Origin of the sequence: Rhizobium sp. BK418 (assembly GCF_004341105.1) — a bacterium.
Lineage (GTDB): Bacteria > Pseudomonadota > Alphaproteobacteria > Rhizobiales > Rhizobiaceae > Rhizobium.
Genome location: NZ_SLZK01000003.1, coordinates 828,974 through 851,700 on the forward strand (window position 1 = coordinate 828,974; position 22,727 = coordinate 851,700).

General features: G+C 61.6%; 23 protein-coding genes and 1 pseudogene. 16 read left to right on the top strand and 8 right to left on the bottom strand.

All coding sequences use genetic code 11. The annotated features are described in order from the left end of the window. Positions 1 to 3: 3 nt before the first annotated feature. The 6 genes from EV281_RS15510 (at position 4) to EV281_RS15535 (ending at position 6,078) form a co-directional block, all read left to right on the top strand. Positions 4 to 768 carry a sugar phosphate isomerase/epimerase gene (locus EV281_RS15510; RefSeq protein WP_132653967.1) on the top strand — a complete coding sequence of 255 codons (765 nt, stop codon included), beginning with the start codon at positions 4 to 6 and terminating at the stop codon, positions 766 to 768. 8 nt (positions 769 to 776) lie between these two features. Next, positions 777 to 1,910, top strand: coding sequence for a Gfo/Idh/MocA family oxidoreductase (locus EV281_RS15515; RefSeq protein ID WP_132653968.1), 1,134 nt, complete (start codon positions 777 to 779; stop codon positions 1,908 to 1,910). A 351-nt stretch (positions 1,911 to 2,261) separates the two neighbouring features. Further along, positions 2,262 to 3,293, top strand: a complete 1,032-nt coding sequence (gene mgrA, locus EV281_RS15520) for an L-glyceraldehyde 3-phosphate reductase (protein ID WP_132653969.1) — start codon at positions 2,262 to 2,264, stop codon at positions 3,291 to 3,293. Between the two features lie 90 nt (positions 3,294 to 3,383). Beyond that, entirely contained in the window at positions 3,384 to 4,997 is a 1,614-nt protein-coding gene (locus EV281_RS15525; protein ID WP_132653970.1) for a glycoside hydrolase family 43 protein, read from the top strand. Between the two features lie 8 nt (positions 4,998 to 5,005). After that, positions 5,006 to 5,503 (top strand): GNAT family protein, encoded by a 498-nt coding sequence (locus EV281_RS15530; protein WP_132653971.1) that lies wholly within the window; start codon positions 5,006 to 5,008, stop codon positions 5,501 to 5,503. 242 nt (positions 5,504 to 5,745) lie between these two features. After that, a complete protein-coding gene (locus EV281_RS15535; protein ID WP_132653972.1) occupies positions 5,746 to 6,078 on the top strand; it encodes an RcnB family protein in 333 nt (110 codons plus the stop codon). Between the two features lie 259 nt (positions 6,079 to 6,337). Here the strand turns inward: EV281_RS15535 and EV281_RS15540 are convergent, their stop codons facing one another. Continuing rightward, the gene (locus EV281_RS15540; protein ID WP_132653973.1) at positions 6,338 to 6,979 is read right to left on the bottom strand and encodes a dihydrofolate reductase family protein; all 642 of its coding nucleotides are present in this window, start codon (positions 6,977 to 6,979) and stop codon (positions 6,338 to 6,340) included. A 126-nt stretch (positions 6,980 to 7,105) separates the two neighbouring features. On the opposite strand from EV281_RS15540, the gene EV281_RS15545 reads away from it, so the two are divergent. The 5 genes from EV281_RS15545 (at position 7,106) to EV281_RS15565 (ending at position 10,897) form a co-directional block, all read left to right on the top strand. Next, the gene (locus EV281_RS15545; RefSeq protein WP_132653974.1) at positions 7,106 to 7,462 is read left to right on the top strand and encodes a metalloregulator ArsR/SmtB family transcription factor; all 357 of its coding nucleotides are present in this window, start codon (positions 7,106 to 7,108) and stop codon (positions 7,460 to 7,462) included. Next, entirely contained in the window at positions 7,437 to 7,925 is a 489-nt protein-coding gene (locus EV281_RS15550; RefSeq protein ID WP_184327349.1) for an SRPBCC family protein, read from the top strand. The genes EV281_RS15545 and EV281_RS15550 overlap by 26 nt, the downstream gene beginning before the upstream one ends. Before the next feature lie 191 nt (positions 7,926 to 8,116). After that, positions 8,117 to 8,677, top strand: coding sequence for an NADPH-dependent FMN reductase (locus EV281_RS15555; protein ID WP_132654334.1), 561 nt, complete (start codon positions 8,117 to 8,119; stop codon positions 8,675 to 8,677). Between the two features lie 153 nt (positions 8,678 to 8,830). After that, on the top strand, positions 8,831 to 9,727 hold the full coding sequence (locus EV281_RS15560) for a LysR substrate-binding domain-containing protein (protein ID WP_132653976.1): 897 nt from the start codon (positions 8,831 to 8,833) through the stop codon (positions 9,725 to 9,727). 45 nt (positions 9,728 to 9,772) lie between these two features. Next, complete coding sequence (locus EV281_RS15565; protein WP_132653977.1) at positions 9,773 to 10,897, top strand: HPP family protein; 1,125 nt, start codon at positions 9,773 to 9,775, stop codon at positions 10,895 to 10,897. Here EV281_RS15565 and EV281_RS15570 read toward each other — a convergent pair. The 3 genes from EV281_RS15570 to znuA all read right to left on the bottom strand — a co-directional run bounded on the left by EV281_RS15570 (position 10,894) and on the right by znuA (position 13,939). Then, a complete protein-coding gene (locus tag EV281_RS15570; protein WP_132653978.1) occupies positions 10,894 to 11,193 on the bottom strand; it encodes a hypothetical protein in 300 nt (99 codons plus the stop codon). The two genes, EV281_RS15565 and EV281_RS15570, sit on opposite strands and share 4 nt — an antisense overlap. A gap of 383 nt (positions 11,194 to 11,576) precedes the next feature. Beyond that, positions 11,577 to 12,782, bottom strand: coding sequence for a zinc metallochaperone GTPase ZigA (zigA, locus tag EV281_RS15575; protein WP_132653979.1), 1,206 nt, complete (start codon positions 12,780 to 12,782; stop codon positions 11,577 to 11,579). Between the two features lie 173 nt (positions 12,783 to 12,955). Continuing rightward, a complete protein-coding gene (gene znuA, locus EV281_RS15580; protein WP_132653980.1) occupies positions 12,956 to 13,939 on the bottom strand; it encodes a zinc ABC transporter substrate-binding protein ZnuA in 984 nt (327 codons plus the stop codon). A 102-nt stretch (positions 13,940 to 14,041) separates the two neighbouring features. Between znuA and znuC the strand changes: the two genes are divergently transcribed. The 3 genes from znuC to EV281_RS15595 are packed head-to-tail and all read left to right on the top strand — an operon-like array spanning position 14,042 to position 16,243. Continuing rightward, complete coding sequence (gene znuC, locus EV281_RS15585) at positions 14,042 to 15,040, top strand: zinc ABC transporter ATP-binding protein ZnuC (RefSeq protein ID WP_165911895.1); 999 nt, start codon at positions 14,042 to 14,044, stop codon at positions 15,038 to 15,040. Continuing rightward, entirely contained in the window at positions 15,033 to 15,848 is an 816-nt protein-coding gene (znuB, locus tag EV281_RS15590; RefSeq protein ID WP_132653981.1) for a zinc ABC transporter permease subunit ZnuB, read from the top strand. Before znuC ends, znuB begins: the two co-directional genes overlap by 8 nt. Beyond that, entirely contained in the window at positions 15,845 to 16,243 is a 399-nt protein-coding gene (locus EV281_RS15595; RefSeq protein ID WP_132653982.1) for a Fur family transcriptional regulator, read from the top strand. Before znuB ends, EV281_RS15595 begins: the two co-directional genes overlap by 4 nt. A gap of 168 nt (positions 16,244 to 16,411) precedes the next feature. On the opposite strand, the gene EV281_RS15600 is transcribed toward EV281_RS15595, so the two are convergent. Beyond that, the gene (locus EV281_RS15600; protein WP_132653983.1) at positions 16,412 to 17,158 is read right to left on the bottom strand and encodes an aminoglycoside phosphotransferase family protein; all 747 of its coding nucleotides are present in this window, start codon (positions 17,156 to 17,158) and stop codon (positions 16,412 to 16,414) included. A 225-nt stretch (positions 17,159 to 17,383) separates the two neighbouring features. On the opposite strand from EV281_RS15600, the gene EV281_RS15605 reads away from it, so the two are divergent. Then, positions 17,384 to 18,124: a gamma-glutamylcyclotransferase gene (locus EV281_RS15605; protein ID WP_132653984.1), complete on the top strand. Its 741-nt coding sequence runs from the start codon at positions 17,384 to 17,386 to the stop codon at positions 18,122 to 18,124. Positions 18,125 to 18,255: 131 nt separating this feature from the next. Here EV281_RS15605 and EV281_RS15610 read toward each other — a convergent pair whose 3' ends face one another. Then, positions 18,256 to 19,287 carry an aldo/keto reductase gene (locus tag EV281_RS15610; RefSeq protein ID WP_132653985.1) on the bottom strand — a complete coding sequence of 344 codons (1,032 nt, stop codon included), beginning with the start codon at positions 19,285 to 19,287 and terminating at the stop codon, positions 18,256 to 18,258. Between the two features lie 175 nt (positions 19,288 to 19,462). Here EV281_RS15610 and EV281_RS15615 point away from each other — a divergent pair, with 175 nt between their 5' ends. After that, positions 19,463 to 20,080 carry a TetR/AcrR family transcriptional regulator gene (locus EV281_RS15615; protein ID WP_132654336.1) on the top strand — a complete coding sequence of 206 codons (618 nt, stop codon included), beginning with the start codon at positions 19,463 to 19,465 and terminating at the stop codon, positions 20,078 to 20,080. An 18-nt stretch (positions 20,081 to 20,098) separates the two neighbouring features. On the opposite strand, the pseudogene EV281_RS15620 reads toward EV281_RS15615, so the two are convergent. Next, positions 20,099 to 21,066 (bottom strand): annotated as a pseudogene (locus EV281_RS15620) (DMT family transporter). Positions 21,067 to 21,121: 55 nt separating this feature from the next. Next, positions 21,122 to 22,606: a L,D-transpeptidase family protein gene (locus EV281_RS15625; protein ID WP_132653986.1), complete on the bottom strand. Its 1,485-nt coding sequence runs from the start codon at positions 22,604 to 22,606 to the stop codon at positions 21,122 to 21,124. Positions 22,607 to 22,727 lie beyond the last annotated feature (121 nt).

The window sequence follows — 22,727 nt, forward strand, 5'->3', positions numbered from 1 at the left end:
GACATGACCAAGCTCAGCTATCAGCTCTATAGCGCCCGCAATTTCCCGCCGCTGTCGGCGATTTTCGAAAAGCTCGGCAAGGCCGGTTATGCCGAAGTCGAAGGTTTCGGCGGCATCTATGCCGAACTGGACGAGGCCGGCCTGAAGGGCCTGCGCGCGGATCTCGACAAGAACGGCCTCGTGATGGCAACCGGCCATTTCAGCCCCGACTTCCTCGAGGGCAGCGTCGAGAAGTCGCTGCAGATTGCCAAGATTCTCGGCATGGATTCGATTTATGCGCCGCACCTGATGCCCGACCAGCGCCCGACGGATGCGGCCGGCTGGCTCGCCTTTGGCAAGCGCCTGCAGGAAATGAGCAAGCCCTACAAGGATGCGGGTTATGAGTTCGGCTGGCACAATCACGACTTCGAATTCGTGAAGCTCTCCGACGGGTCGCTGCCGATCGAGCGCATCTTCGAGGGCGCGCCGGATATTTCCTGGGAAGCGGATATCGCCTGGGTCGTTCGCGGCGGTGCGGACCCCTATGCATGGGTCGAGAAGCTTGGGCCCCGCATCAGCGCAGTCCACGTCAAGGACATCGCGCCGGCAGGCGAAGCGACCGACGAAGGCGGCTGGGCCGATGTGGGCCACGGCACGATCGGCTGGGCGAAACTGCTTCCGGTGGTCAAGGCAAAGACTAAGGCCCGGCATTTCGTCGTCGAGCACGACAATCCCAACGATATCGACCGTAACATCACGCGCTCGATCGCTTCCTTCAAGAGCTACTGAGGCAGACCATGACCAAGGAACTTGGCGTCGGCATCATTGGATGCGGCAATATCTCCACCACCTATTTTTCGCTGGCACCGCTCTTCAAGGGGCTGAAGGTGCTCGCCTGCGCCGATATCAACGCGCAGGCAGCCAAGCTTCGCGCCGAAGAATATGGCGTGACGGCACAGACGATTGAAGAGCTTCTTGCTAATGACGAGATCGACGTCGTCGTCAACCTGACGATCCCGGACGCGCATTATCCGGTATCGAAAGCAGCGCTCGAAGCCGGCAAGCACGTCTATTCGGAAAAGCCGCTCGTACTGTCGCTGGAGCAGGGCGAAGACCTTCGCCGCATCGCGAAGGAAAAGGGGCTCGCCGTCGGCTGCGCGCCGGATACTTTCCTCGGCGGCGCGCATCAGCTTGCCCGCAAGTTCGTCGATGACGGCGGTATCGGCCGCATCACGTCTGGCGCCTGCTATGTCATGGGTCCGGGCATGGAAATGTGGCACCCGAACCCTGACTTCTTCTTCCTGCCGGGCGGCGGCCCGATTCTCGACATGGGTCCCTATTACATCGCCAACCTGATCAACCTGATCGGACCGGTGAAGCGCGTCGGCGCCATGACCTCGATGGCGTCGGAAACCCGCACCATCACCAGCCAGCCGCGCAACGGCGAGGTGATCCCGGTCAAGACGCCGACGACGATCCAGGCGCTGCTCGAATTCGTCTCGGGCGCCACGGTCACGCTGACGGCGAGCTGGGATGTCTGGTCACACCGCCATGCCAATATGGAGCTCTACGGCACCGATGGTTCTCTCTACGTGCCGGACCCGAACTTTTTCGGCGGTGTCGTCGAGGCCAGCGGCCGCAACAAGGACATCAAAGAGGTCACTGGCTGGGATCACCCCTTCGGCAAGTTCAACCAGGAAAGCCCAAATGGCCCGCGCGCCAATTACCGCACGGCCGGTCTTGCCGACATGGCCATGTCGCTGATCGAGGGCCGCGATGCACGCTGCTCGCTCGACCGTACGCTTCATGGCGTCGATATCATGACCTCGATCCTGAAGTCGGGCGCGGAAGGCCGGTTCGTCGATCTGACGACCACCTGCACGCAGCCGGCCGCTCTCGGTATCGAAGAGGCTCTGGCGCTGTTGAAGTAAGGCGAGGAGTGCGCCGTATGCTTGTCGTGCGGCGCGCTTGCTCAATGGTCTCGTCATCCTCGGGCTTGTCTTTGACATCTGCCGAGGGCTCAGCACATGCTCGGCACAGGGCCGAGCATGACGGCATATGCGGACAGGGCTTGCCCAGACATGACGGCGTGTGAGGGCAGGGCCCAACGTCTTACGTGAAGTCGTCGAGAACACGCGCTACGCGCTTGCCGTATCGGCGTGCTTGATCCAATAGTGCCGTCGCGCCCGGCCCCACACGAGGGGCAGCGACGTTTTCAGCTTTCGACCGCCGCCCCGCGCGGATACGGAAGAGAAGCACTTTATAGGTTGAGGAGACCTAAGATGAGCTGGCAACCCGCCGAAGACCGCTATTCGAAGATGAAGTATAATCGCACGGGCCGTTCCGGCCTGAAGCTGCCGGCCGTTTCCCTCGGCCTCTGGCACAATTTCGGCGGCGACACGCCGCATGACCGCAAGGTCGACATGTGCCGCACGGCCTTCGATCTCGGCATCACCCATTTCGATCTCGCCAATAATTACGGCCCGCCTCCCGGCAGCGCCGAGACTGCCTTCGGCGAAATCCTGCGCACCGATTTTGCCGGGTTGCGTGACGAGCTGATCATCTCCTCCAAGGCGGGTTACGATATGTGGCCGGGTCCTTACGGCGAGTGGGGCAGCCGCAAGTATCTCGTCGCTTCCTGCGACCAGAGCTTGGAACGCATGGGCCTCGACTATGTCGATATCTTCTATTCGCACCGTTTCGATCCGGACACCCCGCTCGAAGAAACCTGCGGCGCGCTCGACTATATCGTACGCTCCGGCCGCGCGCTCTATGTCGGCATTTCCTCCTATAATTCGCAGCGCACCCGCGAAGCAGCCGCGATTTTGAAGGATCTCGGCACGCCGTGCCTCATTCACCAGCCGAGCTATTCCATGCTCAACCGCTGGGTCGAGGACGACAAGCTGCTCGATACGCTTGACGAAGTCGGCATGGGCTCGATCGTCTTCTCGCCGCTTGCCCAGGGCATGCTGACGACGAAATATCTCGGCGGCATTCCCTCCGACAGCCGCGCGGCGCAGAACCACTTCCTCAAGAAGGATTTCATTCGCTCCGCGATCATCGACAATATCAGGAAGCTCAACGAGATCGCCGAAAAGCGCGGCCAGACGCTGGCGCAGATGGCGATCGCCTGGGTGCTGCGCGGCGGGCGCGTGACGTCGGCGCTGATCGGCGCCAGCCGTTCCTCGCAGATCGTCGATTGCGTCGCAGCGCTCGACAATCTCAATTTCACCGCCGAGGAGCTCAAGGAAATCGATGTCTACGCCAAGGAAGCCGACATCAATCTCTGGGCCAAGTCGGCTGAGCTGGAATGAGTTTCAACGCCCGGGGCAAAACCCCGGGCGTTTTCCAGGTATAATTTGATGTACGTGCAGCAGAAACTGTTGCTCAGAGGAGGAGCCGCCATGATCCGCAATCCCATCTTGCCCGGATTCAACCCCGATCCGTCCATTTGCCGCGTCGGCGATGATTATTACATCGCGACTTCCACCTTCGAATGGTATCCTGGCGTGCAGATCCATCATTCGCGCGATCTGGTGAACTGGAAGCTGGTGCGCCGGCCGCTGGAGCGCGCTTCGCAGCTCGACATGCGCGGCAACCCCGACAGCTGCGGCATCTGGGCGCCATGTCTTTCCTATGCGGACGGACAGTTCTGGCTGGTCTATACCGACGTGAAGCGTTTCGACGGCAACTTCAAGGATGCGCATAATTACATCGTGACCTCGCCCACTATCGAGGGTGAATGGTCGGAGCCGGTCTATGTCAATTCCTCGGGCTTCGACCCGTCGCTCTTCCATGACGATGACGGGCGCAAATGGTTCATTAACATGCAGTGGAACCACCGCACGGAAAGCTATGGCGGCTCGCCGAAGTCGCCGGCTTTCGACGGCATCCTCCTGCAGGAATGGGATGCTCAGACAAAGTCGCTGAAAGGCCCGATCAAGAACATCTTCGCCGGCAGCCCGCTCGGTCTCGTCGAAGGCCCGCATCTGTTCAAGAAGAACGGCTGGTACTACCTGACGACCGCCGAAGGCGGCACCGGCTACGACCACGCAGTCACGATGGCGCGCTCCCGCAATATCGACGGCCCCTATGAACTGCATCCGAACCGGCATCTGATCACCTCAAAAGATCATCCGGAAGCGGTGCTGCAGCGGGCAGGGCATGGGCAATATGTCGAGACGCCCGATGGCCAGGTCTATCACACGCATCTCTGCGGCCGGCCGCTGCCGCCGAAGCGCCGCTGCACGCTGGGGCGCGAAACCGCGCTGCAGAAGTGTCAGTGGCGCGAGGATGGGTGGCTCTATCTGGAAAACGGAACTGTTGTTCCCGATGTCGAGGTGCCGGGTCTCGGCGGTGCCGAGCGGACCGAAAAGCCTGTTCGCAGCGAGTATAATTTCGATGGCGGCACGCTGCCGGCCGATTTCCAGTGGCTGCGCACGCCGCAGCCCGAGCGCATCTTCAACCTGACGGAGCGTCCCGGCCACCTGCGCCTGATCGGCCGTGAAAGCATCGGCTCCTGGTTCGAACAGGCGCTGGTCGCCCGCCGGCAGGAACACCACAGTTTCCGTGCCGAGACGGTGGTCGAGTTCACGCCGGATACCTATCAGCAGGTGGCCGGCCTGACACATTACTATAATCGCCACAAGTTCCATGCCGTCGTCGTGACGCTGCATGAGAAGCTCGGCCGCTGTGTCACGATCTTCTCCTGCGATGGCGACTATCCGAACGGACGGATGACCTTTCCGGCGGATGCCGGCGTGGCGATCCCGGCCGATGGCCGCGTGCAGCTGGCCATGGAAATCCGCGACAACGACCTGCAATTCTTCTGGCAGACGGAGGGCAAGGGCGCCTGGCAGCCGATCGGCCCGGTGCTCGACGCCGGCGTCGTCTCGGATGAGGGCGGGCGCGGCGAGCATGGCTCGTTTACCGGCGCCTTTGCCGGCGTCTTCGCCTTCGATACGTCGGGCCGGGCAAGGACGGCCGATTTCGACTGGTTCAACTACGAGGAACTGTGAGAAGGGCGATGGACGATATCCGTATCGAGCGGATGACCGAAGCACATATCGAGAGCTTTCACCGGGCTCTCGATATCGTAGCGCGGGAGCGGAAATACCTGACCCTGCTGGAAGCCCCGCCGCTTGAGGACACACGCAAGTTCGCGTTGTCGTCGATGGCGAACGGCAACGTGCATCTCGTCGCTCTCGATGGCGACGCGCTGGTCGGCTGGTGCGATATCCGCCGGCATTTCTTTCCCTCGCGTGCCCATTGCGGCTCTCTCGGCATGGGCTTGCTGTCGGATTATCGCGAGAAAGGGCTCGGCCGGCGGCTGATCGAGGCGGCGATAGAGGCGGCGCGGGAAGCAGGTATGATCCGCATCGAATTGGGCGTGCATGCGGATAATGTGCGGGCAATCCGGCTCTATGAGAGGGTGGGTTTCGTGCGGGAAGGGGTGAGCCGCGATGCTTTCTGCGTCGAGGGGCACTATACCGACGTCATCAATATGGCGATGATCTTTTGGTGATCTCCCTTCTCCCCGCTGGGGAGAAGGGACGCTGCGCCGCCTCTGTCGAATCCTCATCACGACCAATTACGCAGATGTGATCCCCGATGCCATGATGTCACCACGCTTCGTTAGCCCGCGATTATAACTTTAGAAAATAGTAATAAGATACCGATTCTGTTACATATTTTTAATTTTATTTTCAGTTTTCGTTCATTTTCGTAGGCGTAATTTCGGGCTGTGTTCAACACGAGGAACCCCTCATGAAAAAGATTTTTGCAGCTCTTCTTTCCGCTTCTTTCCTGCTCTCGCCGATTATCGCATCGCAGGCCAGCGCCGCCGATCATCATCGTCCGCCGGTCGTGGTCCACAAGAAGGTCGTCCATGAGAAGGTCGTGGTCCGTCCGCATCATTGGTCGAAGGGCTACCGCATGTCGGCTGCCGAGCGCGGCCGCTACGGCGAAGTTCGCGACTACCGTCGCTACCGCCTGGCACCGCCGCCGCGCGGCTATCATTGGGTGAAGGCCGATAACGACTATCTTCTCGTCGGCGTCGCCACCGGCCTGATCACCAGCATCATCGCCGCCAATCACTGATCTCACGCGAGACCCGGAGAGGGCGGGTACGGCCGCCCTTTGGCCCGCCGGTCCGACCGGCAGGGCGACAGATCCGGGCTCGGCAGTTCGAAGGGTACCGGCCGGAGGTCTCGGGGTTTCCCGAACCGAAATAATAGCCGACGATGGTGCCGAAGACGCCGAGCAGCAGCGAGAGCACTTCCTTCGCCCGCTGGAAGCGCTCGAGACGCCGAGATCATGGACCACTTGTCGACAGTCCATGATCTCAGCAAGTCACGGGTTAGCGTTGGAAGGTAATGTGGATGACGCCGCTCGGCGCCGTTTCCGATCTGACTGTGTAGCCAATTTCCAAGCCACGCAGATCGTTCCACAGGCATATGCCGCGCCCAAGCAGAATCGGCGTGATTGCAACATGCAGGCGGTCGACAAGACCTGCTTTCAGAAAATCGCGAACGACTGTTGGGCCGCCGCCAATGCGCACGTCTTTGCCGCCCGCCACTTTAGCAGCCTGTTGCAGCGCCTCAGCCGGAGTGGTGTTGATGAAATGGAAAGTCGTGCCACCAGCCATCTCTATGGAGGGGCGAGCTTTATGGGTGAGAACGAAGACCGGAACCCGAAAGGGCGGCTCTTCGCCCCACCATCCGCGCCAGTTCGGATCGTCGGGGAAATTGTGGAGGCCAAACATGCCGGCGCCCATGATCTCGGCACCCACATTAGCGAAGTAGTCTCTCGCGTAATCGTCATCGAGACCGGTGGTCCCAGCCCTGCTGGTATCCTTGAATACCCGCTCCCGGAACGTTCGCGTTGCGACATAGGCACCGACGAGACGCGGCCAATCCTCGCCGAACGGGACTTCAGGGGTCTGGTCCGTCGTTGTTGCGAAACCATCGAGCGAAATCATTAGATCAACACGTACTGCCATTGAAACTCTCCTTAGGAGGGTTGGTCGGGGTCGATACTAAGGTAAGTGCCTTTATATCGAGTTTCGACACTAAGGCAACTACCTTATTGTCCTTGACCCGCGGCTGAACTCGTTTTAATAGATCACATGCCTCACCACTCGACTCCCCTCGACCTTGCCTTTCATGCTCTTAGCGACCCGACCCGCCGCGCGGTGGTGTCGCGGCTGGCTGAGGGCGAGGTGCCGGTCAGCGTCCTGGCCGAGCCTTTCGACATGGCGCTGCCCTCCTTCGCCCAGCATCTCAAGGTGCTGGAGGACTGCGGGCTGATCGCCAGCGAGAAGCGCGGACGTAGCCGCTGGTGCCGGCTGGTGCAGGCGCGATTCGACGAGGCGGCGGACTGGATGCTAGCGGAGCGGCGGCGCTGGACCGAGCGGCTGGATCGGCTGGAAGCCTATCTGGACAAGACCGAAGAGGATGATGAAGGACATGGCAAACCTGTTTGACACCTGGTCGCTCGATCGCGAGATCGTGCTGGTCAAGCTGCTGAATCACCCACGCGAGAAGGTTTTCGCGGCCTGGATGGATCCCAAGGCGCTTGCCGAATGGTACGGCCCGACCGGCCTTGGAATCGAGAGCCACGAAGCCGATATCCGCGAAGGTGGGATCTGGCGCTTCGATATGGTGGGCGTGTTCGAGGGCCAGGAGAGGCGCTTCCCGAACCTCATGCGCTTTCGGGAGATCGTGCCGAACGAGCGGATCGTGATGGACTATGGCACGCCCGATCCCAACGACCCCGACCGTTTCCGTGTCACGGTCACTTTCGATGAGCAGTCCGACGGCAAGACGGTGCTGACCATGCGCCAGCTTCATCCCAGCCCCGAGCGGCGCCGGTTCGTCATCGGCTTCGGCGCGGTCGAATACGGGCTGCAGACGCTGGATGGCCTCGAAGCTTGGCTGGATTGCTGACTGCCCCAATCCGCTGCGCGCAGTTGGTGATGGCTGCGGCGGAGAGAAGCTTCCTCGCCGTCATCTCCGTCGACGCAACACAGCCAGATCCAATGTTGGGAAAATCAGGAGTTTTGCGGCAGTCGCCGAGAATTCTGGCAATCGCGAAACGACGGATTGCCGGTGTATACCCGGGGCGCTAACGTCACATGATGAAGATACTTGCGATTTCCGGCAGTGCGCGACACGCGTCCACCAACACGGCATTGTTGAGGGCAATGCAAACCATTGCCCCTGACGACATCACCATCGATGTTTTCGACGGTGTCGGCGATTTGCCCGTGTTTTCGCCTGATCTGGAAGGACCCGATCTGCCCGACAGCGTTCGGACCTTCATGCGAATGATTTCCGACTGTGACGGACTTCTCATCTCCAGCCCCGAATATGTTCGCAGCATTCCCGGCGGTCTGAAAAATGCGATTGACTGGCTCGTTTCCGGAGATCAGGTCGTGGGCAAGCCGATCGCTCTCGCGCACGCCTCCCACCGGGGAGACGACATGCTGACCATTCTGCGAACCGTGCTTTCGACCATCAGCGCCAATTTCAACGAAAACCTGTTCTTCCGACTTCCCGTCATGAACGAGACGCCGGAATCGATCCGGGAGATTCTAAATCGTCCCGCCAACCGGTACGCCGCCGAACGCTTCCTCCGGGATTTCGTTTCCTTCTGTCGAACGCAGGGAAACGACCGGCCGGATTCCATCGTCCTCTAAGCCCATATTCAAGGCGTCTGGTTCGTCTTTCTGCATCCGGCTGCTTGACCGGAAGAAGTTTTCACTTCCTGCGACGATTTTGAACGCTTCCGCGATTGCGATCATTCTCCATTTTGGAATATTGGATGAATTCGTTCATCAAGCGAGATCGATGTGGATCTGTCTTCCCTGGAAATTTTCCTTGTCGTTGCCGAAGAGGCCAGCGTCACGCGCGCGGCCAAGCGGCTTTCGCGTGCGCCGTCCAATGTGACGACCCGTATTCAGGCCCTGGAAGGGCAGATGCATGCCGTGCTCTTCAGCCGCGATGGCAAGCGCATGACGTTGACGCCCGAAGGGCAGCTCTTCCTCTCCTATGCGAAGCGGCTGACGGCGCTGGCGGAAGAAGCGCGGCTTGCCCTGAAGAGCGCCCGCCCGCAGCCGATCTTACGTCTCGGCACGATGGAAAGCACGGCGGCGAGCCGGCTTCCGCCCGTGCTTGCCCGCTTCAACGACGAGAACCCCGATATTTCCCTGAAGCTCACACTCGGCGCCACGCGGGAGCTGACAAAAGCCGTCATATCCGGCGAGCTCGATTGCGCGCTGATTGCGACACCACAGGGCGAGCCCGGCTGGCTATCGTCTGCCGGGGTCGACGCCGATGACCTGCATCGGGCGCGCGTCTGCGAGGAGGATCTGCTGCTCGTGCTGCCGCCGCATCATGCCTCCGTCGCCGCACCGCAGGATATCCGTCTTCCGGCGCTTGCAGCGCTCGAGCCTGGCTGCACCTACCGGCAGATTGCCGAGCGATGGATCAGGGCCGGCGCGAGCCTGCCGACGGTGGAAATGACCTCCTATCATGCGATCCTGGCGCAAGTCGTCGCCGGCAATGCCGTCGGCGTCATGCCGCGCTCGGTGCTCGACATGCTGCCCTGGAGAGCCGAGGTCACGATTCATCGGCTCGGTCCCGTCGATACTCTGCTGATTTCCCGACGCGAGCGGCGATCCAAGCCGCTGCAGGTCTTCGAGCAGATCATGCTCATGTCCGCCAATCCTCCCGCCACGCTGCAATAGCGGCGTCCTCCATCCGCCTCCCTAGCCGACTTCAAAGAGTTCTTCATGCGCATACCAAATCCAGACGAGACGCCCCGCCGGCTCTCCATCTCGCGGCTGTTTCATCCGATCCTTGCGGGCGCGACGCTGCGCGACCGGCTGCTCGCCTGTCTCGGCGCGCTCGTTTCCATTGCGCTGACCGGCTTGCTATGCGGCGCGCTCTTTGGCGAGGGTTCACATCTGCCGCTGATCGTGGCGCCCATGGGGGCTTCGGCCGTGTTGCTCTTTGCGGTGCCGGCAAGCCCGCTCGCGCAGCCCTGGTCGATCATCGGCGGCAATACGATTTCGGCGATCATGGGCGTTGCGGCGGCAAGCCTGATCCATGATCCGATTATTGCGACCGGGGTTGGCGTATCGCTGGCGATTGCCGCCATGTCCTTTACCCGCTGCCTGCATCCTCCGGGCGGGGCGGCGGCGCTGACCGCCGTGCTCGGCGGCCCTGTCGTCGCCAGCTGGGGCATGCTCTTTCCCTTCGTGCCGGTGGCGCTCAATTCCTGCCTGCTGGTGGCGCTCGGCCTCGTCTTCCACAAGCTGTCGCGGCACAATTATCCGCATGTGGCGGCAGCGCCCGTCAACACGCACCAGACGGCGGACCGACCGCCGACTGAACGCGTCGGTTTCCAGGAAGAGGATCTCGATGCGGCACTCGCCAAGTTCAACGAGACGTTCGATATCGACCGCGCCGATCTCGCCCGGCTGTTGCGCCAGGTGGAATTTGAGGCTGTAGCGCGCTCGAATGCCGAGATTCGCTGCGCCGATATCATGTCGCGTGATGTGATCGCCATCGATGCCGATGCGACGGTTGAGCAGGCGCGTTGGCTGCTGTTGAATCACAACATAAGGACTTTGCCGGTTCGCGATGAGGCCGGAAAGCTGATCGGTACGGTGGGCTTGAGAGAGCTTGCGCTTGCCTCGGGCTCGGTGGAGCGGCTGGTCTCGCCGGCGACGACGGCCCATGCTGATGACGTGGCGATGGGACTGCTGCCGGATCTGACGGACGGGCGCACGCATGCAGTCATTATCGTCGATGAGGAGAGGCGAATCCGGGGGGTAATTTCGCAGACGGATCTGCTAAGCGCTGTTGCGCGCGCATTGCCGAAGAGCGGCAAGCGGGAGGATGCCGCAGCTTAGCGCATACTCAGGTACGCGAGAAGGCAGGCGGCTGCGGCGGCAACGGCGAGCTTTGGCCATCTGTCGTCAAGGATGAAGGCCAGCAACGCTCCACCCGTGAGCGTGACCGCCGCGCTCCAGAATGTCTTGTCCGAGCAGGTGAGCGCGAGTGCGGCGAGAAACACTGCGCTTGCGACCATTGTCACCGGGGCTGAAGCCCTGACGATGTCATCCTCCACCACATAAGGAAGGATGAAGCGCCGCAGGCTGAGCGCGAGGGTGGCTGCGAGCAGGAGATCAGTGAGGATAGGCGGCATGGTGCATCCGGTGGTTTTCGGTGAAACCGGTGCAAGCGGTATGCCAGTCGCGGGAATTGCAGGGGAACCCTGTGATTGCAGGAGATCGGGCCGGCGAGGCATTGGGCTTCGTCTCGCCTTGCCCATTTATTGAATTCCGGATGATGAAAAAAAGATCATCAAGCAGAGCTGCATAAAGATTCATCTCGAGAGCGGTTGGGCCGCAATTTCTTAGTCTCGCCCTCGCGACGTTACCCGCGCGGCGATAACAGCAAGAAAGCCCTTCGGTTTGCGCGCTTCATCCTGCCTCTCATCTCCATAGGTCAAAGGATGCAGCCCCTCGATCGGCGGCAGGGGCTCGCACTCTATGCAGAGGCACCGGTAGGGTCGGATCGTTATCGCCTTCATGCCGCTTGTCGGCTCCAGCTGACGAAGGGGTCATGCAGGTTACGCCAGCGCTCGGGCGTGAATGCATCGGCTTCCACCAGACAAGCGTCGAGCTCCGCGTGGATCCAGCTTTCGTCCATCGGATCAGCGCCGATGAAGACGATTTCCTGGCGGCGGTCGCCCCAGATGGGGTCGAGATAGGGATCGATGGCGCTGAGGAAGCCGGGCGCGTCTGGCCATTGATTCCGCGGCACGGCAGTCCACCAGAGGCCCATCTTGCCGGTGCGGACGATGGGGCCGGCCTGGCTGATCTCGCCGACATAATGGGGGCGGGTTGCGAGCCAGAAGAAACCTTTGGCGCGCACCACGCCCGGCCAGCTCTTGTCGAGGAAGGTCTGCAGTCTTGCCGGGTGGAAGGGACGCCTTTCGCGGTAGACGAAGGAGCGGATGCCGTATTCCTCGGTTTCCGGAACATGGTCCCTGAAGCCGTGCAGTTCCTTGTACCAGAGCGGATGCGTCTCGGCCCTTTCGATATCGAAGCTGTTGGTGCCGAGCACGTCCTTCAGCGCCACCATGCCGAAATCGGTCTCGATGATGCGGGCATCCGGGTTGAGGCCGGTGATGATCCTCCGGGCGGCGGCGTGCTGGTCTTCGCTCGCGGTGCTGACCTTGTTCAGCACGACGATATCGGCGAACTCGATCTGTTCGACGAGGAGATCGACGATGGTTCTGTTGTCGCCGTCGCCGGCGATTTCGCCGCGGTCGGCAAGGAAATCGGCGGAAGCATAATCGGCGAGCAGGTTGGCCGCATCGACGACGGTGACCATCGTATCGAGGCGAGCGATGTCGGAGAGGCTGTGGCCATTCTCATCTCGGAATTCGAACGTGGTGGCAACGGGCAGCGGCTCGGCAATACCAGTGGATTCGATCAGCAGGTAGTCGAAGCGGCCCTGTTCGACGAGCTGGCGCACTTCCTTCAACAGATCATCGCGCAGCGTGCAGCAGATGCAGCCATTGGTCATTTCCACCAGCTGCTCTTCGGTGCGCGAGAGATTGGCGCCGCCATCGCGCACGAGCGCCGCATCGATATTCACCTCGCTCATGTCGTTGACGATGACGGCGACGCGCAGACCTTCGCGGTTGGAGAGGACGTGGTTGAGCAGCGTCGTCTTGCCGGCGCCGAGGAAGCCGGAGAGGACGGTGACGGGAAGTCGCTTATCCATGATATGCTCCTATTATGTTATAACGTAACATGCTTATTTGACAAAAAAGGCGGTACGGGGGTGTCACCGCCTTCTTTCGCCGCAGCGCTCGCGGGGAGGCTGCAAGTTCGGCAGGTCGCGCCGAGGCATCCTCGCCAACTGGTGCCGGCTCCTTTCGGAAAACCGGCCTCCGATCAGGCAGCCCTGGAGAGGCAATCCTTCATGCTGGCGGCAATGCCACGCATGAGGGTGAAATAGAGATCCGGGCCGGCGGGCAGGGTGGCGGCTTCCGGGTCCAGCACGCCCGACTTGGCCTTGGTGCCCTCGATGACGACGTTGACGAGGCGTGGTTGGAATTGCGGTTCGGCAAAGACGCAGGTCGCGCCGAGATCGCCGATCTTCTTGTGGATTTCCGAGACGCGCTCGGCGCCCGGAATGGTCTCGGGACTGACGGTGATCGAGCCGGCGACGCGGATATGGTAGCGGTGCTCGAAATATTGATAGGCATCATGGAAGACGACAAAGGGCTTGTCCTTCACCGGTGACACGGTGGCGGCGATTTCCTTGTCGAGCGCGTCGAGCCTGTCATCCAGCGCCTTGGCATTGGCCTCATAGGTCAGCGCATTCTCCGGGTCGGCGGCGACCAGCGTCGTGGTGATCTCGGTTGCCATCGCCTCGGCATTCATGGGGTCGAGCCAGAGATGAGTGTCGAAGGCGCCGTGCTCATGATCGTGGTCATGTCCGGCTTCGGCCGTTTCATGATCGTGATCGTGATCGGCCTCAGCATGTTCATCGGCATCATCATGAGCCTCGAAAGCCCCGCCTTCGCGGAAGGGCAGCTTCACCAGACCCGGGGCTTCGTCGAGCCGAGCGACAATCGCGTCGGAACCCAGCGATTGCAGCGGTTTTTCGAGGAAGGCTTCGAGGCCCGGGCCGACCCAGAAAATGACCTTGGCATCCTGCAGGGCGCGGGCATTGGAGGGTTTCAGATTATAAGTGTGCGGGGAGGCGGCGCCATCGACGATCAGTTCCGGCTTGCCAACGCCTTCCATGATGGCTGAGACCAGCGAATGGACCGGCTTAATCGAGGTGACGACGACAGGGGCATCGGCCGCCTGGAGAGACCCGGCGAAAAGAAGAGCCGGAATTGCGAGGGTAAGGCCCGTCGCCAGTTTCATCAGAATGCTCCGCTTGAATTGCAGTCGTTATGTTATTACATCAATTGCGTTATGCTATAACGTGTGCAATAGCAGGACGCAACAGCACTTTCGGAAAATTTGATGCTCTCTCCCGCAAATAGTCCCGACAATAGCAGGGCCGAAACGCTGGTTTCGCTCGAGAATGTCGGTGTGCGCCGCGGTGGCCGCTGGCTGGTGCGCGGTGTGGATTTCTCCGTTTCGCGCGGCGAGATCGTCACGCTGATCGGCCCGAACGGTTCCGGCAAATCGACGAGTGCGAAAGCCGCGATCGGCGTGTTGAAGGCCGATGAGGGCAAGGTGATGAGAAAGGCCGGCCTCAAGGTCGGTTATGTGCCGCAGAAGCTCGCGATCGACTGGACTTTGCCGCTTTCCGTGCGCCGGCTGATGACGCTGACCGGGCCGCTGCCCGAGGCGGATATCATGGCGGCACTCGAAGCGTCCGGTATGGCGCATATGCTGGATGCCCAGGTGCAGCACCTCTCCGGTGGCGAATTCCAGCGGGCGCTGATGGCGCGCGCCATTGCTCGCAAGCCGGATCTTCTGGTTCTCGACGAGCCGGTGCAGGGCGTGGATTTTGCCGGCGAGATCGCGCTCTATGACCTCATCAAGTCGATCCGCAATACGACCGGCTGCGGCATCCTGCTGATCTCGCACGACCTGCATGTGGTGATGGCCGAGACGGATACCGTCATCTGTCTCAATGGCCATGTCTGCTGCCGCGGCACACCGCAGACGGTGAGCCAGAGCCCGGAATATGTCCGCCTTTTCGGCAGCCGCGCGGCGCAGACGCTTGCGGTCTACAGCCACCATCACGACCATACGCATCTGCCCGACGGGCGCGTGCTGCATGAAGATGGATCGGTGACCGATCATTGCCATCCCGAGGATGGGCATCACCACGATCACGATCACGATCATGAACATGATCACCCGCATGCGCATGCGCACGATCATGCCGAGGCCCATGCTCGCGCTGATGCCGACGTCAATCATTCCGAGCATGCGCATGCAGAAGCGCACGCCCATACGCACACGCATTTCCAGAGCGGGGCCAAAAGCGGGGAGGACAGTCGTGCTTGACGATTTCTTCGTGCGCGCGATCCTCGCCGGCGTCGGCCTGGCTCTAACGACGGGGCCGCTCGGCTGCTTCATCATCTGGCGGCGCATGGCCTATTTCGGCGATACGATCGCCCATTCGGCATTGCTGGGCGTGGCGCTTTCATTGCTCTTTGAACTCAACTTGACGCTGGCCGTCTTCGTCGTTGCGGCTGTTGTCTCGATCCTGCTGCTCTTCCTGCAGAAGCGTCAGGCGCTATCGGCCGATGCGCTGCTCGGCATTCTCTCGCATGCGACGCTGGCGATCGGTCTCGTCATGGTCGCCTTCATGACCTGGGTGCGCATCGATCTCATTGCCTTCCTGTTCGGCGATATCCTCGCCGTCTCGACAACCGATATCGCGCTCATCTGGGGCGGCGGCATCTTCGTACTGGCGGCGATCGCCTGGCTGTGGCGGCCGCTGCTGGCCGCCACCGTCAATCCGGAACTCGCCGAAGCCGAAGGCTTGCGGCCGGAGCGGGCGCGGCTGTTCTTCATGCTTCTGATGGCCGTCGTCATCGCCATTGCCATGAAGATCGTCGGCATCATGTTGATCACATCGCTTCTCATCATTCCGGCAGCGACCGCCCGGCGCTTCTCCTCGACGCCGGAGCTGATGGCCGTGCTCGCTTCGCTGATCGGCGCGGTTGCCGTTGTCGGCGGGCTGTTCGGCTCGCTGACCTATGATACGCCCTCCGGCCCGTCGATCGTGGTGGCCGCCCTCATTCTCTTCATTCTGAGCCTGCTTCCCGCCTGGCGCGGGCGCAGGAACCTGCAAGGACAAGGCTCATGAACGCACCTCAACTCACTCGCAATCAGGCGCTCGTTTTCGATGTGCTGGAGAAAGCCGAGGGGCCGCTCAGCGCCTACACGATCCTCGACAAATTGCGCGACCAGGGTTTTCGCGCACCGCTGCAGGTCTACCGGGCGCTGGACAAGCTGCTGGAATATGGCGTCGTGCATCGGCTGGAAAGCATCAACTCCTTCGTCGCCTGCGCCCATCCGGGCGAAGACTGCCACAGCCACGGCATCGTTGCCTTCGCGATCTGCGAAAGCTGCGGACAGGTGATCGAATTCCACGATCATGAAGTGGATCACCGCCTGATGGGCTGGGTGCGCAGCCAAAAGTTCAAGCCGGCGAAGACGACGATCGAAATCCGCGGCACCTGCGAAGCTTGTGCGGCTTGACGCTGTTCCGCGTTGTTATCGCCTAGTGCGCTCGTCGAGTTCAAGTTTCTGGCCTATGCCGCCGCCCAGAAGATATTGTCGGCAGTATTCGATCTTCTCAAGACAGCTATCAAGAATGTAACCGGCCTCAGTCTTGCATTCTGACCAAATTCGGAAGCGACGATCTGCCTATCCGCAAGCGGGCGCCAGCGCCGCAAGGTGCAGCAGGTCCTCGTTTTCCTCAGGCACATTCTCGGCAAGGCGGGCGGCGGCGATGACCGGCAACCAGGTGAAGATCTCGTCCGAGGTCAACTCGGCCGCCTTGGCATAAGTGACGACATAGGCTTCGGCGATTGCCGGCAGCACACGGCGCATCAGGAGATAGGTGCGGCAGACATCGGCGGCAGGGTTGCCGCTGCAGGCATCCAGCCAGTCGACGATCACAGTGTCTTGGCCGGAGCCGAGGATATTCCAGGGGTGGAAATCGCCGTGGCAGACGCAGTTGTCATCAGGCAGGGCGGCAAGTGTCAGAAGCAGCCGGTCGCGCAGGTCCGATGACAGGACTTCGGCGCTTTCGATATTGGCCGATAGTCTCGATTTCAGCGAGGGCAGGCCGGTGCCCGGTTCGCGGTGCAGGCGCAGGTGGAGGGCGGCCATCTCCTTGATGGCGGTGAGCGGCGGTTCCGGCGTCATCTCATCGGCAAGGCTCGAGCCGGTCGCGCGGTCCATCAGCAGGCCCCAGCGGCCGTGGTAATCGCCGACGACGTGAATCCGGGGCGCGGGTAGGGAAAGCCGCTCGACGATTGCCAGATTGGCGGCCTCGCGGAAGGCCGGGGCCTTCGGCCGGCCAGGCCTGTAAAGCTTCAGCGCCAGCGTCCCATGTTCATAGACTTCCGCTTCCTTGCCGGCGCCGAGCAGACGGCCGATTTCGCTCATGTCAGTTCCCCCGCCTCATGGTTGTATTCAGAGCGATGTGGTGCTGATTTCGGGAACGGAAAGTGTAGCCGCCTGCTCAGGAACGACAAGATCATCGGACCCGATTGTTCCGGTAATGGAGACAGTGTGTCCGTGGCGGCCGGCTTTATTCCGCGCGCGAGGCATGGATGATGGCGGCAGAACGGAGCCATGGCTGATGTCCCTGGCCCAGGGAATCGGAGTGTCATGACCGTCAATACCAAAACCTGCGATGCCATCGCCTGCTGCGGCGAGGAAATCCTTTCACGTGAGCTGCTGCTGAGCGGCACCTTTGCCGGCTTGCTTGCCACGGAAGCGCCGACGCTCCGCCTGTTGAGTGACGAGGAGCGACAGGCATCCCTCGCATCGATACTTGCCGAACGGCCGGCGGGCGATGTCTGGATTTTTGCGTATGGGTCGCTGATCTGGAATCCGATCATTCTCAGCGTGGAGAGCCGGAAAGCCCGCATCGAGGGCTGGAGCCGGTCCTTCTGCCTGACCACCGTTTCCGGGAGGGGTTCGCCGGACAATCCAGGTCTCGTGCTCGGGCTTGATGCCGGCGGGAGCTGTGATGGCGTTGCCCTGCGCCTGGAAGAGGAGGGTCTTCTGCACGAACTCGAGCTGCTGTGGCGGCGGGAGATGGTGGCCGAGGCCTATATTCCCCGTTGGGTCGATTTGCTTGATCAGGAGGGCGCGCCTTTTGGACGGGGCATCACGTTCACCATGAACCCGCTTGCAAATACCTATGCCGGCGGGCTTTCCCGGGAGGTGATCATTCAACGGCTTGCCACGGCTTCGGGCAGCATCGGCAGTTCGGCCGACTACCTGTTTCGGACTCGAGAAGGCTTGAGGGCGCTCGATATGTGGGACGAGCGCCTGGAAGAACTCGCCACCGAGGTGGAGGAGGCGCAACGCAAGCTGCAGCGATTGACTGGCGAAGGGGCTTGATTCGCCATCCTCGGCAGAAGCCGCTTCCCCGGACCCGCTCGGCTCCCGAAGAGGCGTATTGGTCTCGACTATGTTGCCGATGTGCTGAAGGCCCCGCGGGAATAGCGGCGCCTTCGATGCTGTCTTGCCGATCAGGCGGCGGCGCGCTCGGCGGGCGGGCGGCGGCGCAAGCTCGCGGTTTGGATTGCCGGGGGCCGGTAGTTGGCCTCCAGCGGGCCGGTCTCGGTGCCTGGCGGCACGATGGCGTCGATGGCATCGAGCAGTTCGTCGCTCAGCCGCACCTGCGCGCCGGCCAGGAGATCATCGAGCTGTTCCATGGTGCGCGGCCCAAGGATGGCCGACGTGACGCCCGGATGTGCAATGACGAAGGCAAGCGCCATGTGGGTGAGCGAGATGCCGGCGCCTTCCGCGATCGGGATGAGCTGCTCAACGGCATCGAGACTGTTTTCGTTCGACATCTGCTTCGGGAAATAGGCAACGCGGCCGCTCTCGGGGAGTGCTGCATTGCGGCGATAGCGGCCGGTGAGCATGCCCATGGCAAGCGGGCTCCAGACCAGCGCGCCCATGCCGTAGCGTTCGAGGGCCGGCAGGACTTCGCGTTCGATGCCACGGTGCAGGATGGAATAGGGGGGCTGCTCGGTGCGGAAGCGGGCGAGCCCGCGCTTTTCGGCCACCCATTGCGCCTCGATGATCTCGGAGACAGGGAAGGTGGAGGAGCCGATAGCGCGGATCTTGCCCTGGCGCATCAGGTCTGTCAGCGCCGACAGCGTTTCCTCGATATCGGTATCGGGGGCGGGGCGATGCATCTGGAAGAGATCGATATAATCGGTCTGCAGACGGCGCAATGAGTCCTCGACCGCGCGATAGATCCAGCGGCGCGAGCTGCCCTGCTGGTTCGGATCCTGGCCCATTGGGATGAAGCATTTGGTGGCGAGCACGACATTGTCGCGCCGGCCCTTTAGCGCCTTGCCGACGATTTCCTCGGATTCGCCGTGGCTATACATGTCGGCGGTGTCGATGAAGTTGATGCCGGTATCAAGTGCCTTATGGATGATGCGGATGGAATCGTCATGATCGGCATTGCCGATCGCGCCGAACATCATGGCGCCAAGGCAATAGGGGCTGACCTTGATGCCAGTGCGGCCAAGGGGACGGTATTGCATCTTCGTTTCCTTTTGAACGCGCTACCCTCGCGGGCAGGTTTTTGAATCGGGTAAAAGCCCCGGCGGACAGGCCTTGCCACTGGCAAAGACCTGCCGAACAGGGTATAAAAGCGCATCCGGAACGCGGTTCCGTTTATACGGAACAATGTTCCGCTTTGCAAGGGGTGTTGATGTGATGGACGGGATGGACAGCCCGGGCGAGGCGCGTGAGGCCGATGGCGGCCATGAAAGGCCGGTGCGGGCGGATGCGCGGCGCAATCTGGATCTGCTCTTGAAGGCCGCCCTGGCGGTATTTGCGACATCGGGCGTGGATGCGCCGGTGCGCGAGATCGCGGAGAAAGCCGGCGTCGGCGTCGGCACGGTCTACCGCCACTTTCCGCAGCGCTCCGATCTCATCAAGGCGGTAATGCGCAACGAGGTGGATGCCTGCGCCGATGCAGCTACGACGCTTGCGGCCGAACATGAGCCCGGCGAGGCGCTGTCGCGCTGGATGCAGCGCTTTGCCGATTTCATCATGGCCAAGCGCGGCCTTGCCGCGGCACTCCACTCCGGCGATCCGGCCTATCAGGCGCTGCCGGCCTATTTTGATGAGCGCATGATCCCCGCCTTGCAGGGACTGCTGGATCGAGCCGTTGCGGCTGGATCTGCACGCGGCGATGTGGAGGCGAGCGAACTCTTGCGCGCCGGCGCGCAGCTTTCCAATCTCGGGCAGGGGGATGATCCGGCGACGACGCGGCGGATGATCGCGCTCCTGGTGGACGGGCTGCGTTATGGGGCGGGGGCGAAAGACTAGGGTTTGCGCGCGCCGCCTTCAGGCGGCGGCTGCGGCCTTCGTCTTCGGCTTCAGCAGAATAATCAGCAGCAGTCCGGCGATGATGAGGACCGCACCTTCGAGGTGGTAGGTCTGCAGCTTTTCACCGAGGATGAAATAGGCGAGCACGGCAATAAAGATCGTCTGGATGTAGAGCAGCACGCCGGCGCGGGCGGCACCAAGCGCCTCGATGCTGCGATTGAAGAGGTAATACATCAGCGCGCCGCCGGGGATCGCGACGTAGGCGAGTGCGATGAGGCCGCCGGCGTTGAGCGTCGAGCGTTCGTCGGAGGCGAGTTCGTAGAGATAGAAGGGAAGAGCAGTCACTGCGGCGGCGCCGAGAAGCAGGCCAGCAGGGCCAGGCGATTCAGATCGAACTTCGCGCGGCGCAGCAGCACGGTGTAGAGGCTGAAGCAGAAGGCGCCGGCGACGATCCAGAGTTCGCCGGGATTGAGATCGAGGCGCAGCAACACGTCCGGGCTGCCCTTGACGATGATGACGACGATGCCGAGGAAGGCGAGGATCGAGCCAGCCACCTGCCAGCTTCCCATCGGCTCTGAGAGCATCAGGCGAGCGAGGATCATGGTGATGATCGGGATCAGCGCGATGATGATGCCGGCGGTGGTGGCATCGGCATGCTGGAGGCCGACGAAGATCAGGCCCTGGCAGACGGCCAGGCCCATGCCACCGATAAAAAGCAGCTCCAGGCCGCGGTTTCGCACCAGCGCAAGCATATCGGAAAAATGGTGATGCACGATCGGCAGCAGGATTGCGAAGGCGATCAGTACGCGCCAGAAGCAGAGCGCCCAGGGCGGCATTTCTGCGGAAACCCATTTGGCGGCGATGTAAACCCCGGCCGACAGCAGCCAACAGAGGACACCTACGGAATAGGCTCCTGCAAGCGAACCGCCTGCCGCCTGTTCCGTCCCGACAGTATCACGATGGACTGCCAAGACATGGATCGCCATTGGCTAGTTATGCCACAGTTTTCGGGCGCCGCACAGGTGAGGGTTCCGTCTAAGATTACGTCCGGCTCGCGGTCGTTGCCGAAATCGCGTTCAGCGTCTGCGCATCGCGGCCATAGATATCGTCGAAATAGTGGATGACGCCGTCATCCGTCGGCCAGGCGGTGAAATAGGAGACGTAGACAGGCACCTCTTCCGGCACCGGCATGTCCTTCTTGACGCCATCGGAGATCTGCTGATCGACGAATTCGACCGGAGCCTTCAGAACCGCAGCGGCCATGGCCTTCGGATTCTCCAGGCGCACGCATCCGTGGCTGAACATGCGGTCCTGCGAGGCGAACTTACCGCGTGCCGGTGTATCGTGCATGTAGATGTCGTGCGAATTCGGGAAGAGGATCTTCAACTGGCCGAGCGCATTGTCCGGGCCTGGGGGCTGGACGACGCCGATATTCTCAAGCGGCTGCGACCAGTCCACCTTGGCTGACGGCATGGTCTTGCCCTTGACCGAGACGACGTAGCCTTCCTTGTCCAGATAGGCGGGGTCGCGCTTCAGATGCGGCAGCATCTCGTTACGGATGATCGATTGCGGCACGCCCCAGTCCGGATTGAATTCCACCGTCTTGATCGAGGCGTCGAAGAAATTCGTCTGGTGGTCCTGCTGGCCGATCACGGCCTTCATCGAGAGCGTCAGCGTACCGTTTTCATAATAATAGGCCATGTAGGCCGGCTGGTTGATGAAGACGTATCGCTCCGGAAATTCCTGCGGCAGCCAGCGCATTTCCTCCATCGCCACGATCACCTTGTTGATATTGGCGGAGTTACCGCCGCCCTGGCCTGACGTGCGCAGGTAGTGCAGTTCGGCGGCGAGCTGGGCGAATTTCGGGTTGCTCGGCAGCAGGCGGTCGAAGACCACCATCAAGTCCGGCGTGGCGGCGAGCTGGGCAATGGTGCCCTTCAGGTCGACCGGCTTGCGCTTGAAATCATAGTAGTTGGAGAGCTTGTTGGGATCGATGCGGCCCCGGAAATTATCCTGAAGGAACATCAGCATCTTGCTGGAAAGAGACACTTCGAACGCAGCGAGAGCCTTGCCGCGGTCGCCTCCCTGAGGAGGGGCAACGGCGTAATCGCCGGCATTCAATCCCCAGTCATCGGCCTGTTTCAGGAGGTCGAGGGCCTGTGCGGCCTTCGCTGTCGGCCCCTTACCATTGACCCAGATGAGCTTCGCTTTAGGCTGGGCATAATAAGCCTCGACCGCCTCGGCGATGTCGTTGTTCATCGAGATCTGGAGGCTGTCCATTTCGTTCAGCACTTTGGCCTGATTGCCGCTGGCTGAATCAAAAAAAGCCGACAGCGACGTGCCCGTATCCTGTCGGACGATATGGACGGGGCGACGGGCGGGAACCGTGTAGCCGGGCTTCGGGCTTGCCTGAGTGACCGGTGGGGCCGCCGGCTGCGGCTCGGCGCGCACGGCAATTGCACTCCCCGAGAGCACCAGAAGACCGGCCAGCGGCGCAATCCAGCGGGAAGATGGTCTAAGCGGCATTCTGATGTCCTCGAAACTCGATAAAAATACTGTCGCGGCGCGCATTTTGCCCGGTGTGGGCAATCCTTGTGGGTGAAGCCCGACTAGAACCCCAACATTCGGGCAGAAGATGGGCATTCAT

Coding starts and splice junctions, on each gene's coding strand:
- EV281_RS15510 (WP_132653967.1), top strand. CDS start 4: ATGACCAAGCTCAGCTATCAGCTCTATAGCGCCCGCAATTTCCCGCCG.
- EV281_RS15515 (WP_132653968.1), top strand. CDS start 777: ATGACCAAGGAACTTGGCGTCGGCATCATTGGATGCGGCAATATCTCC.
- mgrA (WP_132653969.1), top strand. CDS start 2,262: ATGAGCTGGCAACCCGCCGAAGACCGCTATTCGAAGATGAAGTATAAT.
- EV281_RS15525 (WP_132653970.1), top strand. CDS start 3,384: ATGATCCGCAATCCCATCTTGCCCGGATTCAACCCCGATCCGTCCATT.
- EV281_RS15530 (WP_132653971.1), top strand. CDS start 5,006: ATGGACGATATCCGTATCGAGCGGATGACCGAAGCACATATCGAGAGC.
- EV281_RS15535 (WP_132653972.1), top strand. CDS start 5,746: ATGAAAAAGATTTTTGCAGCTCTTCTTTCCGCTTCTTTCCTGCTCTCG.
- EV281_RS15540 (WP_132653973.1), bottom strand. CDS start 6,979: ATGGCAGTACGTGTTGATCTAATGATTTCGCTCGATGGTTTCGCAACA.
- EV281_RS15545 (WP_132653974.1), top strand. CDS start 7,106: ATGCCTCACCACTCGACTCCCCTCGACCTTGCCTTTCATGCTCTTAGC.
- EV281_RS15550 (WP_184327349.1), top strand. CDS start 7,437: ATGAAGGACATGGCAAACCTGTTTGACACCTGGTCGCTCGATCGCGAG.
- EV281_RS15555 (WP_132654334.1), top strand. CDS start 8,117: ATGAAGATACTTGCGATTTCCGGCAGTGCGCGACACGCGTCCACCAAC.
- EV281_RS15565 (WP_132653977.1), top strand. CDS start 9,773: ATGCGCATACCAAATCCAGACGAGACGCCCCGCCGGCTCTCCATCTCG.
- EV281_RS15570 (WP_132653978.1), bottom strand. CDS start 11,193: ATGCCGCCTATCCTCACTGATCTCCTGCTCGCAGCCACCCTCGCGCTC.
- zigA (WP_132653979.1), bottom strand. CDS start 12,782: ATGGATAAGCGACTTCCCGTCACCGTCCTCTCCGGCTTCCTCGGCGCC.
- znuA (WP_132653980.1), bottom strand. CDS start 13,939: ATGAAACTGGCGACGGGCCTTACCCTCGCAATTCCGGCTCTTCTTTTC.
- znuC (WP_165911895.1), top strand. CDS start 14,042: ATGCTCTCTCCCGCAAATAGTCCCGACAATAGCAGGGCCGAAACGCTG.
- EV281_RS15595 (WP_132653982.1), top strand. CDS start 15,845: ATGAACGCACCTCAACTCACTCGCAATCAGGCGCTCGTTTTCGATGTG.
- EV281_RS15600 (WP_132653983.1), bottom strand. CDS start 17,158: ATGAGCGAAATCGGCCGTCTGCTCGGCGCCGGCAAGGAAGCGGAAGTC.
- EV281_RS15605 (WP_132653984.1), top strand. CDS start 17,384: ATGACCGTCAATACCAAAACCTGCGATGCCATCGCCTGCTGCGGCGAG.
- EV281_RS15610 (WP_132653985.1), bottom strand. CDS start 19,287: ATGCAATACCGTCCCCTTGGCCGCACTGGCATCAAGGTCAGCCCCTAT.
- EV281_RS15615 (WP_132654336.1), top strand. CDS start 19,463: ATGGACGGGATGGACAGCCCGGGCGAGGCGCGTGAGGCCGATGGCGGC.
- EV281_RS15625 (WP_132653986.1), bottom strand. CDS start 22,606: ATGCCGCTTAGACCATCTTCCCGCTGGATTGCGCCGCTGGCCGGTCTT.